This window comes from Pseudazoarcus pumilus, assembly GCF_002872475.1.
Lineage (GTDB): Bacteria > Pseudomonadota > Gammaproteobacteria > Burkholderiales > Rhodocyclaceae > Pseudazoarcus > Pseudazoarcus pumilus.
The window spans coordinates 2,423,519-2,435,988 of sequence record NZ_CP025682.1 but is presented as its reverse complement, the minus strand read 5'-3'; the positions used below and the strand labels follow the sequence as shown (position 1 = coordinate 2,435,988).

Below are 12,470 nucleotides of genomic sequence, written 5' to 3'. Positions count from 1 at the left end.
GCTCGCATGGCGACGGCTTTCATCACCCACGCGGACTGCGCCCTGCATGACATGGGTGCGCATCATCCGGAATGCCCGCAGCGCCTGGGCGCGATCAACGACCGGCTGATTGCCTCGGGTCTCGAGGCGTATCTGGAGTTTCACGACGCGCCGCTGGCCACCGACGCGCAGATCCTGCGCGCGCACTCGGCCGACTATCTGGCCGAACTGCGCGCGGCCGTGCCCGAGCACGGCATCCATCATCTCGACCCCGACACCGCGATCGGTCCGCGCACGCTCGACGCGGCCCTGCGCGCGGCCGGCGCCGGCGTGCTGGCGGCCGATCTGGTCGTCTCCGGGCGGGCCGACAACGCCTTCTGCGCGGTGCGCCCGCCCGGGCATCACGCCTGCCGTTCGCGCGCGATGGGTTTCTGCCTGTTCAACAACATCGCGATCGCGGCGTTGCACGCGCTCGACGCCCACGGGCTGGAGCGCGTGGCGGTGGTCGACTTCGACGTGCATCACGGCAACGGCACCGAGGACATCCTCGGCGAGGACGCGCGCGTGATCATGGCGAGCACCTTCCAGCATCCGTTCTATCCCTATAGCGGTGACCGCGACGCACCGGAACACTGGGTCAACGTGCCGGTGCGCGCCGGGCTGCGCGGCGAAGACCTGCGCGAGATCGTCACCACGCGGTGGCTGCCGGCGCTGCGCAGCTTCGCGCCGCAGATGATCTTCGTCTCGGCCGGCTTCGACGCGCATCTGGAGGACGACATGGCCTCGTGCGCGCTGGTCGAGGCCGATTACGCCTGGGTCACCGCGCAGTTGCGAGCGCTCGAATGCGCCGGGGGGCGCATCGTGTCGATGCTCGAGGGCGGTTATGCGCTGTCCGCGCTGGGCCGTTCGGCGGTCGAGCATGCGCGCGCGCTGGCCGACCTGTGAGACAGGCCGCAAGCTGTAAGCAAAGCGGTGATGGGCCACACTTACAGCGCGAAGCTTGCGGCTTGCCGCTTTTTTCTTCAGGTAGAATCGCGGTTTTGATGCCATTGCTCCGACACCCATGATCACCGGTTCCCTGGTCGCCATCGTCACCCCCATGCACGAGGACGGTCGTCTCGACTATCCGCGCCTGCGTTCGCTCATCGATTTCCACGCGGAGCAGGGCACCGACGGCATCGTCATCGTCGGCACCTCGGGCGAGTCGCCCACCGTCGATATGGACGAGCACTGCGAGCTGATCCGCGTCGCCGTCGAACATGCCGGCGACCGCATCCCGGTGCTGGCCGGCACCGGCGCAAATTCCACCTCCGAGGCCATCGAGCTGGCGAGCTACGCCGCCAAGGTTGGTGCGCGCGCGCACCTGTCGGTCGTGCCCTACTACAACAAGCCCACGCAGGAAGGCCTGTACCGCCACTTCCGCACCATCGCCGAGGCCGTCGACCTGCCGCTGGTGCTGTACAACGTGCCCGGGCGCACGGTGGCGGACATGGCTAACGACACCACGCTGCGCCTGGCCGAGATTCCCAATATCGTCGGCATCAAGGACGCCTCGGGCAGCATCGATCGCGCCTGCGATCTGGTCGAGCGCGCCCCCGAAGGCTTCGCGCTGTATTCCGGGGACGACATGACGACCGCCGCGTTCATCCTGCATGGCGGGCACGGCGCGATCTCGGTCACCGCCAACGTCGCGCCGCGGCTGATGCACGAGATGTGCGTGGCCGCGCTCGCCGGTGACGGCCTGAAGACGCGCGAGATCAATGCCCGCCTGCTGTGGCTGCACCGCCACCTGTTCTGCGAGGCCAACCCGATTCCGGTCAAGTGGGCCGCGCAGCAGATGGGCCTGATCGAGGGCGGTATCCGCCTGCCGCTGACGCCGCTTTCCGAAACCTTCCACGAGCGGGTGCGCGCAGCGATGCGTCGTGCCGGCATCGAGGTGTGACATGCGAGGGACCTCCAGGCCCATGAAAGTCAATCTGCGCACATCGGCAAGCGTGCTGGCACTGGCCATCGGGCTGGCAGGGTGCTCGTCGTCCAACGGTCTGCTCGAAGGCAAGAAGATCGACTACAAGAGTGCGCGTGCGGCGACCAATACGCTGGAGGTCCCTCCCGACCTGACGCAGCTCACGCGTGATGACCGCTACGCCGTGCCCGACGTCTCTCCGCGTGGCGTGGCGACCTATTCGGCCTACGAAGGCGACCGGCAGGCAGGCGCACAGATCCAGACCACCGAGGTGCTCGCGCCGGTCGACAACATGCGCATCGAGCGTGCCGGCTCGCAGCGCTGGCTGGTGGTTCAGGCCGAGCCGGACGATCTGTGGCCGCAATTGCGCGATTTCTGGGCCGAACTGGGCTTCATCATCGACATCGACCAGCCTGCGCTGGGCATCATGGAAACCGACTGGGCCGAGGACCGCGCCAAGATCCCGCAGGACTTCCTGCGCTCGACGCTGGGCCGGCTGTTCGACAACCTGTTCTCGACGGCCGAGCGCGACAAGTTCCGCACGCGCTTGGAGAGGGGGCAGGAGCCGGGCACGGTCGAGATCTTCATCAGCCATCGCGGCGTCGAGGAGGTGTTCGACAGCGCCCAGCAGGACAGCACCAAGTGGCAACCCCGCGAGGCGGACCCGGAACTCGAGATCGAGATGCTGCGCCGCCTGATGCTCTATCTGGGGGCCGAGGAGACGCGTGCGGAGGCGGTGCTGGAGGCTTCCAGCGAGTCGGTGCCCGAGCGCGCCACGCTGGGCCTGCCCGACGGGCGCCTGGGCTTGGCGGTGGACGAGTCCTTCGACCGTGCGTGGCGCCGCGTCGGCCTCGCGCTCGACCGCATCGGTTTTACGGTGCAGGACCGCGACCGCTCGCAGGGACTGTTCTTCGTGCGTTACATCGATCCGGACGAGGAGGCGCGGCGCAAGCGTGACAATCAGGGCGGCTTCTTCTCGCGTCTGTTCTCGTTCGGCAGGTCCGGCGACGAGCAGAAACCGGGTGCTGAGTACCGCATCCTGGTCGAGGGTGATCGCGACGCCTCGCAGGTCACGGTGCTCAGTGCGGAAGGGGGGCTGGATTCGTCGCGCAATGCGCGCCGCATTCTCGAACTGCTGCAGCAACAGCTGCGCTGAGGCATTCACAAACAGCCGGCAGCAAACGACGAGGCGCCCTGCGGGGCGCCTCGTTGCGTCCGGTGGCTCAATCCTCGTCGATCTCCAGTTGTCCGAAGCCGGACAGATACATCTCGTACAAGGACGGCAACGCGTCCGCCCCGGCCGTGGCGGCGTCGATGCGCCGCGCATGCGCCAGCCGTGCGAGCGTCGCGTGGGCCGCGGCGGCGGGTTGGATGCGCTCGCCGTTGAGATAGAAGTGCGCGTCGTGGATGAGCAGCAGGGTGGCGGGGTCGAGGACGAAGCCGTGCGCGGCCACGGCCGCGTCGAACTGGCGGGGTGAGAGCGGATCGTCGGGCGACACGAAGAACACCGACGGCTTGGGTTCGCTCAGGTAGTGGCCGAGAAAGTCGGCGACGTCGTCTTGACCCCAGCGGATCGCGTCGAGCATGCCGGCCACGCGTTCGACCATGGTCGCGGAGATCTCGGCCGAGTTTTCCGGCAAGACCAGGTCCGGGTCGGCGTACATGCCCTCCAGTCGCTGGCGTTCGGCCAGCCAGACGAGGAATTCGCTGCCCAGTTCCTGCGCGCTGGGTGCGCGAAAGCCGATCGAGTAGGTCGTGCATTCGCCGATGGCCGTGCCTTCGTGCGCGTAGCGCGGCGGCAGGTAGAGCATGTCGCCGGGTTCGAGCACCCATTCGTCGGTGCTCTGAAAGTCGGCGATGAGTTTGAGCGGCGCGCCCTCGACGAGACGGTGTTCGCTCTGGTCGCCGATGCGCCAGCGCCGCTGCCCGAAGCCTTGCAGCAGGAATACGTCGTAGCTGTCGAAATGCGCGCCGATGCCGCCGCCGTCGGTGGCGTAGCTCACCATCAGATCGTCGAGGCGCGCCTGCGGGATGAAGTCGAAGCGGTGCAGCAGCGCGTCGGCTTCGCGCACCCACAGGTTGAGCCCCTGCACCAGCACGGTCCACGCCTGCTTGCGACGCTTGAGGGCTGCGGGCTTCTGCGGCCCGCGCGAGACCTGCCAGCCGTCATCGGTGTGGCGGATCAGGCGCGATTCGACGTTTTCGTCGCAGGCCAGCTCGAACAGCTCGTCCACGTCGACGACACCGGTGAAGCCGGGGATGGCCTGGCGGATGAGCAGGGGCTTCTTCTGCCAGTACTCGGCGAGAAAGCGCTGCGGCGTGATGCCGCCGAGAAGTTCGCTAGTCATGCGCCGGATTATCGCCGAACACTTCGGCCCGGTGCGTCGCAAACCGGTAAAATGGCAGACTTTTTTGCGGGATCGTACATGCCAGTCGCAGTAATCGAATCGGTCGATCACGAGGGCCGCGGCGTCACCCACGTCGACGGCAAGGCCACCTTCATCGACGGCGCCCTGCCGGGCGAGGAGGTTGAATACTCGGTCTATCGCAAGCGTCCCAGCTACGAGCTGGCGCAACTGGTGCGCGTGATCACCGCGAGCGCGCAGCGAGTGCAGCCCAAGTGTCGGTACTTCGGCGTGTGCGGCGGCTGTTCGATGCAGCATCTGGATTCCGGTGCCCAGGCCGCGGTCAAGCAGCGCGTGCTCGAGGATGCGCTGTGGCACGTCGGCAAGCTGCGCGCGGACACCATCTTCCCGGCGATTCACGGACCCAGCTGGGGGTATCGCTTTCGCGCGCGCATCGGTGCGCGCTTCGTGCCCAAGAAGGGCGGCGCGCTGGTCGGCTTCCGTGAGCGCAAGAGCAGCTACGTCGCCGACATGACGAGTTGCGAGATCCTGCCGCCGCACGTCTCTGCGATGCTCCCCGCGCTGCGTGAACTGATCGGTGGCCTGTCCACGCCCGACCGCATTCCGCAGATCGAACTGGCCGTTGGCGACGACGATCTCACGGTACTCGTGTTCCGCCACCTCGAGCCGCTTACCGCTGCCGACGAAGACCGCTTCCGTACCTTTGCGGACGCGCACGGTGTGCAGGTGTGGCTGCAGTCCAAGGGGCCGGACACCGTGCGCCGCCTGCACCCCGAAGAAGCCCCGGGCCTGTCCTACACCTTGCCCGAATTCGGCGTGAAGATGGACTTTCGCCCGACCGACTTCACCCAGGTCAACGTCGCGATCAACCAGCTGCTGATGCGCCGCGCGATGCAGCTGCTGGCCCCGCGCGCGGGCGAGCGCGTCGCCGACCTGTTCTGCGGCCTGGGCAACTTCAGCCTGCCCATCGCCCGTCTCGGCGCGACCGTGGTCGGCGTCGAGGGCAGCGAGACGCTGGTCGCGCGCGCGCTCGAGAACGCCCGCGCCAACGGCCTCGAAGCCAACGCGGAGTTTCACGCCGCCAACCTGTTCGAAGCCACCGAAGACAGCCTCGCCGCGCTGGGGCACCTCGACAAGATGCTCATCGACCCGCCGCGCGACGGCGCCATCGCCGTGGTCAAGGCCTTGTCCGAGCGCCAGTTGCCCGCGCGCATCGTCTACGTCTCGTGCAACCCCGCCACGCTCGCCCGCGACGCCGCCGTTCTGGTGCACGAAAAGGGCTACACCCTGCGCGGCGCCGGCATCGCCAACATGTTCCCGCAGACCTCCCACGTCGAATCCATCGCCCTGTTCGAGCGCGCGGCCTGACGTGAGGTGAGGCGGAGCGGTATACTCCGGCGCGGACGGCGGACCCCGCTTCCAACGATTGCAAGATGGGTGGCCGAGTGGTTGAAGGCACCGGTCTTGGCGATGCACGTTAGTGCAGCGCTGGCGAAGCCAAAACCGGCGCGAGCCGCAGGCTCGCACGAGTAAAAACGGAGGCGTGGCAGAGTGGTTGAATGCACCGGTCTTGAAAACCGGCAGGGGTTCGCGCCCCTCGTGAGTTCGAATCTCACCGCCTCCGCCACTTAAGTACAATCGGGAGCAGACATGGACCTCACCACCCCCGCCCTGCTGTTCCCCGCGATCTCGCTGCTGCTGCTCGCCTACACCAACCGTTTCCTGACGCTGGCGCAGGTGATCCGGCAGTTGCATTCGTCGCCCGATCGCAGTGCGGCCGTGGTGCAGGCGCAGATTCCGGGGCTCAAGCACCGCATCGTGCTGATCAAGTACATGCAGGGCTTTGCGGTGGTGTCCTTTCTGCTGTGCTCGCTGTCGATGTTCGCGCTGTTCGTCGACGAGCAGTTGCCGGGCAAGCTGATGTTCGGCGCGAGTACCTTGCTGCTGACGATTTCGCTGCTGCTGTCGCTGGCCGAGGTGGTGATCTCGACCGATGCGCTGTCCGTCGTGGTGGCCGACATCGAGAATGATGCGCCGCGCAGGGCGGACGGCGACTGATCCGTGGCGCGACTGATCCTGTTCAACAAGCCCCATGGCGTGATCTGCCAGTTCTCGGGCGACGGTTCGCGCCCGACGCTCAAGGATTTCATCGACGTGCCCGGCGTGTATGCTGCCGGGCGGCTGGACACCGATTCGGAAGGATTGCTGGTGCTCACCGATGACGGCGCGCTACAGCACCGCATCACCGACCCGCGCGCCAAGCAGCCCAAGACCTATCTGGTGCAGGTCGAGGGCGAGCCCGATGAAGCGGCGTTGGCGGCGCTGCGCGCGGGCGGGCTGGACCTGGGCGACTTTCGCACGCGGCCGTGCGAGGCGCGTCGCGTGCCCGAGCCCGACTGGCTGTGGCCGCGTGACCCGCCGGTGCGCTTTCGCAAGAGCGTGCCCACGAGCTGGCTGGAGATCGTGCTGCGCGAAGGCAAGAACCGTCAGGTGCGGCGCATGACGGCCAGGGTCGGCCTCCCGACGCTGCGTCTGGTGCGAACGGCCATCGGGCCGTGGTCGCTCGACGGGCTGGCGCCGGGACAGTGGCGCGAGGCGAACCCGGATGCGCCGGCGCGCCGCCGGGCGCGCTAGAATCGGTCCCGTTTCCCGTTTTCAGGACGAAGTCGATGCGTCGCAACCTGTCCCGTCTTGCCATTGCGCTCATCCTGCTGTGCCTCGTGGGTGTCGCGGCCGCGCAGCAGATGCCGTTGGTGCAACTCACGGCCGGCATGTACCGCATCACCGCGGAGATGGCCAACACGCCGCAGACACGCCAGGTGGGCCTGATGCACCGCGAATCGATGGCCGAGAATCGCGGCATGGTGTTCGTGTTCGAGTACGACGCGCGCCACTGCATGTGGATGAAGAACACGCTGATTCCGCTGTCGGTGGCCTTTCTCGCGCGTGACGGCACGATCCTGAACATCGCCGACATGCAGCCGCAGACCGAGACCAGCCACTGCGCGGCCAAGTCCGCGCGCTATGCGCTGGAGATGAACGAGGGCTGGTTCGACGAGCGCGGCATCGGCGCAGGGGACCGCATCGAAGGCGTCGCCAATCTGCGCCCCGCGCGCTGAACGCAGATCGCGGCGCGCCCGCGCCGCGTCGTGAAGCAGCGAATTGAGGCGGATTCCCCGCCCTTATCGACCGGCAAGATTTGCCGCCCCCTTCGATAATCGCTCCACGTGGTCGCATGCCCGCATTTGCGCGGGGCGGCCGGCACGGGAGCGGCAATGGCCGAAGAGAGCGATCTCGAAAAAACCGAACAACCTACGCCACGCCGGCTGGAACAGGGCCGCGAGGAAGGCCAGGTTCCGCAGTCGCGCGAGCTGTCGACCTTCTTCGTGCTGATCACCGGCGCGGCCATGCTGTGGGCCATGGGCGGGTGGATCGGGACGCGGGTGACCGACTCCCTCAAGCATGGTTTCACCTTCGAACGCGCGGCGGCCTTCGATACGCAGCGCATGCTCGAGGCCTTCTCGACCATCTTCACCGAGGTGCTGATCACCATCCTGCCGCTGTTCGGCGTGCTCATGGTCGCGGCGCTGGCCGCGCCGATTTCGCTGGGCGGTTTCGTGTTCTCGAGCAAGGTGCTGGCGATCAAGCCCGAGCGCATGAACCCGCTCAAGGGCCTGGCGCGCATGTTCTCGGTGCACGGCCTGGCCGAGCTGATCAAGTCGGTGCTCAAGGCGTTGATCATCGGCGCGCTCGGCGTGCTGGCGGTGTGGCGCGAGCGCGAGAACGTGTTCACGCTGATGGGCCTGCCGCTGGAGTACGCGATTCCGCGCTTCTTCGAGACGCTGGTCTTCGCCGCGCTGCTGATCATTCTCGGGCTGGCGCTGGTCGCGCTGATCGATGTGCCCTTCCAGCTGTGGCAGTTCCACCGCCGCATGCGCATGACGCGCGAAGAGGTCAAGCGCGAGCACAAGGAGCAGGAGGGCGACCCCCACGTCAAGGCGCGGGTGCGGGCGATCCAGCGCGAGATGGCGCGCCGGCGCATGATGGCCGAGGTGCCCAAGGCCGATGTCGTGGTCACCAACCCGACGCATTTTTCGGTGGCGCTCAAGTACGACGGGGCGAGCATGGGCGCCCCGGTGGTCATCGCCAAGGGGCGCGGCGAGGTGGCGCTGAAGATCCGCGAACTGGCCGCCGAACACGACGTGCCGCGGCTCGAGGCGCCGCCGCTGGCGCGCGCGCTGTATGCGCACTGCGAGCTGGGCGAAACCATTCCGGCGACGCTGTACACGGCGGTGGCCGAGGTCATGGCCTATGTCTATCAACTCAACAACTGGATGGCACGCGGCGGCGCCAGACCCGACGTGCCGACCGGCGTGTCCGTGCCGCACGGCATGGATCCGGGGGGCAGTGGCACGAATGCACGACACGACGGCACCGAGAGGTCGATGAATGAATGACAGCCTGAACCTGCGCGCGCTGGCGAGCCCCGAGAACCTGCGCATGCTCGGCGCGCCGATCTTCATCATCCTCGTGCTGTCGATGATGGTGCTGCCGCTGCCGCCGTTCGCACTCGACCTGTTCTTCACCTTCAACATCTCGATGGCGGTGATGGTGATGCTGGTCGCCATGTACACCAAGAAGCCGCTGGACTTCTCGGTGTTCCCTACCGTGCTGCTGGTCACCACGCTGCTGCGCCTGGCGCTCAACGTGGCTTCGACGCGCATCGTGCTGCTCGAAGGCCATACCGGCCCGGACGCGGCGGGCAAGGTCATCGAGGCCTTCGGCTACTTCCTGGTCGGCGGCAACACCGCGATCGGTCTGGTCGTGTTCGGCATCCTGGTGCTGATCAACTTCGTCGTCATCACCAAGGGTGCGGGCCGCATCGCCGAGGTGAGCGCACGTTTCACGCTGGACGCGATGCCCGGCAAGCAGATGGCCATCGACGCGGATCTGAACGCCGGCCTCATCGACGAGGAGCAGGCCAAGCAGCGGCGCAAGGAAGTGTCCCAGCAGTCGGACTTCTTCGGCGCGATGGACGGCGCCTCCAAGTTCGTGCGCGGCGACGCCATCGCCGGCATCCTGATCCTGCTCATCAACATCATCGGCGGGCTGTTCGTCGGCACCATGCAGCACCAGATGGAGGTCGGCCAGGCGGTCGAAACCTACACGCTGCTGACAATCGGCGATGGCCTGGTTGCGCAGATTCCGGCGCTGATCATCTCGGTCGCGGCTGGCCTGGTCGTCTCGCGCGTCGGCGACGAGGGCGACGTCGGCGGGCTGGTGATCAATCAGGTGTTCTCGAATCCGCAGGTGATGACGCTCACCGGCGGCATCATCGGCGTGCTCGGCCTGATTCCCGGCATGCCCAACCTGGTGTTCATCCTGATCGCCGGCGCCTTCTTCTTCCTCGCCTGGCATCGACGCCAGATCATCGAGCGCGATTCCGAGCAGGCGGCCGAGGCGGGCGCGGCGGCCGCGCCGCAGGCTACGCCGGCCGAGGCGCAGGAGGCCAGCTGGAACGACGTGCAGCCGGTCGACGTGCTGGGTCTGGAAGTGGGCTACCGCCTGATCCCGCTGGTCGACAAGGGGCAGGACGGCGAACTGCTGCGACGCATCCGCGGCCTGCGCAAGAAGTTCGCCCAGGACGTGGGCTTCCTGCCCGCCTCGGTGCACATCCGCGACAACCTCGAACTCAAGCCCAACGCCTATCGCATCGCGCTCAAGGGCGTCGAGATCGGCGGTGGCGAGGCCTGGCCGGGGCAGTATCTGGCGATCAATCCGGGGCGCGTGTCCGGCCCCCTGCAGGGACGCGAGACGCGCGACCCGGCCTTCGATCTGCCGGCCTACTGGATCGATGCCGCGCAGCGCGAACAGGCACATGCGCTCGGCTACACCGTGGTCGACGCGAGCACCGTCATCGCCACCCACCTCAACCATCTGGTGCTGAGTCACGCGGCGGAGTTGCTGGGCCGTCAGGAGACGCAGCAACTCATCGACCACATCGCCAAGGAGTCGCCCAAGCTCATCGAGGATCTGGTGCCGGGACAGTTGTCGCTGTCGGTGGTGCAGCGCGTGCTGCAGCACCTGCTCGACGAAGGCGTCAACATCCGCGACATGCGCAGCATCATCGAGGTGCTGGCCGAACACGCGCCGCGTACGCAGGATCCGGTCGAACTGACCGCGCGCGTGCGCGAGACCCTGGGGCGCGCGATCGTGCAGAGCCTGTTCCCGGGCAACGGCGAAGTGCAGGTCATCGCGCTCGAACCGACGCTGGAGCGCATCCTCACGCAGGCCATGAGCGCCGGCGGGGATGGTGGCGCGATCGAGCCCGGGCTGGCCGATGCGATGCTGCGTCAGACCGCCGAAGCGGCCCAGCGCATGGAAGACATGGGCATGCCGCCGGTGCTGCTGGTGCCGCCGCAGCTGCGCTGGCTGCTGTCGCGCTTCCTGCGCCGCTCCGTGCCCTCGCTCAAGGTCGTGGCGAACACCGAGGTGCCCGAGTCGCGCACCATCCGCGTCACGACGATGGTCGGCGGCGCTGCCACCTGAAGGCCGAATAAGCGGGAACAAGCCCGCTTATTCGGACCTAACGATTGGCGGGGGCTCGCGATAATGGGTCCCATGCTGCGCGACATGCGCGGACCGTCTGGAGAACCGGGATGAACGTCAAGCGCTACTTTGCCAACACCGCCCGCGAAGCCCTGCGCGCCCTGAAGGCCGACCTCGGCGCCGATGCGATCGTGCTGGCCAACCGCTCCGTCGAGGGTGGGGTCGAGATCCTCGCGCTGCCGGCCGATGCCGTCGGGGCCGCGCCGCGTCGCGAAACGCCGCGACCCGCTGCCACCGCAGCGGATTCCGTGCCGCCGTCGAGTCACGAGGACGAGGATTGCCGCGTCAGCCTGGGCGGCGGCCGTGCGCAGGCGCCGCAACGCACCATTCGTCCGTTCAACCCGCCGCGCATGGAAACCCCCGACTATCTGATCCGCAAGCGCGGCTACGAGACGAGCGAGCCGCCGCGCGAGCGCGTCGAACCGGCGCCGCCGCGCGATACATCCGACATCGCCTCGACGCTGACGCGACATCTGGCCGACAGCATCACCGGCGAGCTCGAACCGGTCGAGCGCGCCCGGCCCGCGCCGGCGGTGACGCGCACGCGCGAGGAGGCGCCTGCTCCGAACGAGGACGATGCGCGCATCGCCGCGCTGCAGGAAGCCAACACCCGTTTGATGAGTGAGCTCACAGGCATTCGCGGCATGATCGAACGCCAGCTCGCCGCCTTCGCCTGGGGCGAGACCCTGCGCCACGCGCCGGGTCGCGCCGAGGTGCTGGGCGAACTGCTGGATGCGGGTTTCTCGACGCGGCTCGCGCGCCGTCTGGTCGAGTCCGTGGGCGAGACCGCCAGCGCCGACGAGGCGCGCAAACTCGTGCGCAACGCGCTCGGGCGTGACCTGCGCGCGATGTCGTGCGACGCCGATCTGATCGATCGCGGCGGCGTGTTCGCGCTGGTCGGGCCCACCGGCGTGGGCAAGACCACCACGACGGCCAAGATCGCCGCGCGCTGCGTGGTGCGCCATGGCGCCGAGAAGATCGCGCTGATCACCACCGACGGCTACCGCATCGGTGCGCAGGAGCAGTTGCGCATCTACGGGCGCATTCTCGGCGTGCCGGTGTTCCCGGTGCGCGACGCGGCCGACCTGCGCCAGACCATCGCCGAACTGCGCGGCAAGCACATGGTGCTGATCGACACGGTGGGCATGAGCCAGCGCGACGAGATGGTCGTCAAGCAGGCGGCCATGCTCACCAACGCCGGTGACGTGCATCGCTTGCTGCTGCTCAACGCCACCGCCAGTGGCGATACCCTCGACGACGTGATCGAGGCCTACCGCGGTCCGGATCTGGCCGGCTGCGTGCTGACCAAGGTCGACGAGGCCGCATCCCTGGCGCCGGCCGTGGGCGCGGCCATCGACCACGCGCTCGAAGTGTTCTACGTGACCAATGGCCAGCGCGTGCCCGAAGACCTGCATCTGCCCAATCGCGCCTATTTGCTGCATCGCAGCCTGCGCGCGCGCGCCGCCGACTCGTCGTGGAAGCTCGATGCCGACGAGGCGGCAATGAAATTCGCCGCCGGGGCAGGGGCCTGACTTGATGAGAGGAGGCCTGGA

The 12,470-nt window shown here is 67.7% G+C and carries 11 protein-coding genes and 1 tRNA gene; 11 read left to right on the top strand and 1 reads right to left on the bottom strand.

What is annotated here, in order from left to right; all coding sequences use genetic code 11:
• Positions 1–6 precede the first annotated feature (6 nt).
• The 3 genes from C0099_RS11930 (at position 7) to bamC (ending at position 3,098) form a co-directional block, all read left to right on the top strand.
• Positions 7–924 carry a histone deacetylase family protein gene (locus C0099_RS11930; RefSeq protein ID WP_228151580.1) on the top strand — a complete coding sequence of 306 codons (918 nt, stop codon included), beginning with the start codon at positions 7–9 and terminating at the stop codon, positions 922–924.
• 118 nt (positions 925–1,042) lie between these two features.
• Positions 1,043–1,921 (top strand): 4-hydroxy-tetrahydrodipicolinate synthase, encoded by an 879-nt coding sequence (gene dapA / locus C0099_RS11925; RefSeq protein ID WP_102247623.1) that lies wholly within the window; start codon positions 1,043–1,045, stop codon positions 1,919–1,921.
• A 22-nt stretch (positions 1,922–1,943) separates the two neighbouring features.
• On the top strand, positions 1,944–3,098 hold the full coding sequence (gene bamC, locus C0099_RS11920; RefSeq protein WP_102247622.1) for an outer membrane protein assembly factor BamC: 1,155 nt from the start codon (positions 1,944–1,946) through the stop codon (positions 3,096–3,098).
• A gap of 67 nt (positions 3,099–3,165) precedes the next feature.
• Here bamC and C0099_RS11915 read toward each other — a convergent pair whose 3' ends face one another.
• Complete coding sequence (locus C0099_RS11915) at positions 3,166–4,290, bottom strand: cupin domain-containing protein (RefSeq protein ID WP_102247621.1); 1,125 nt, start codon at positions 4,288–4,290, stop codon at positions 3,166–3,168.
• Between the two features lie 78 nt (positions 4,291–4,368).
• On the opposite strand from C0099_RS11915, the gene rlmD reads away from it, so the two are divergent.
• From rlmD to flhF, 8 genes are all read left to right on the top strand, one after another.
• Positions 4,369–5,676: a 23S rRNA (uracil(1939)-C(5))-methyltransferase RlmD gene (gene rlmD / locus C0099_RS11910; RefSeq protein ID WP_102247620.1), complete on the top strand. Its 1,308-nt coding sequence runs from the start codon at positions 4,369–4,371 to the stop codon at positions 5,674–5,676.
• Positions 5,677–5,845: 169 nt separating this feature from the next.
• Positions 5,846–5,935 (top strand) — tRNA-Ser (locus C0099_RS11905).
• A 23-nt stretch (positions 5,936–5,958) separates the two neighbouring features.
• A complete protein-coding gene (locus tag C0099_RS11900) occupies positions 5,959–6,366 on the top strand; it encodes a DUF2721 domain-containing protein (RefSeq protein ID WP_102247619.1) in 408 nt (135 codons plus the stop codon).
• Positions 6,367–6,369: 3 nt separating this feature from the next.
• Positions 6,370–6,942 (top strand): pseudouridine synthase, encoded by a 573-nt coding sequence (locus C0099_RS11895; RefSeq protein ID WP_102247618.1) that lies wholly within the window; start codon positions 6,370–6,372, stop codon positions 6,940–6,942.
• A gap of 35 nt (positions 6,943–6,977) precedes the next feature.
• Positions 6,978–7,427: a DUF192 domain-containing protein gene (locus tag C0099_RS11890; protein ID WP_102247617.1), complete on the top strand. Its 450-nt coding sequence runs from the start codon at positions 6,978–6,980 to the stop codon at positions 7,425–7,427.
• A gap of 156 nt (positions 7,428–7,583) precedes the next feature.
• Positions 7,584–8,765 carry a flagellar biosynthesis protein FlhB gene (flhB, locus tag C0099_RS11885; protein ID WP_102247616.1) on the top strand — a complete coding sequence of 394 codons (1,182 nt, stop codon included), beginning with the start codon at positions 7,584–7,586 and terminating at the stop codon, positions 8,763–8,765.
• Positions 8,758–10,857: a flagellar biosynthesis protein FlhA gene (gene flhA / locus C0099_RS11880; protein ID WP_102247615.1), complete on the top strand. Its 2,100-nt coding sequence runs from the start codon at positions 8,758–8,760 to the stop codon at positions 10,855–10,857. Before flhB ends, flhA begins: the two co-directional genes overlap by 8 nt.
• A 110-nt stretch (positions 10,858–10,967) precedes the next feature.
• Positions 10,968–12,449, top strand: coding sequence for a flagellar biosynthesis protein FlhF (flhF, locus tag C0099_RS11875; RefSeq protein ID WP_102247614.1), 1,482 nt, complete (start codon positions 10,968–10,970; stop codon positions 12,447–12,449).
• Positions 12,450–12,470 lie beyond the last annotated feature (21 nt).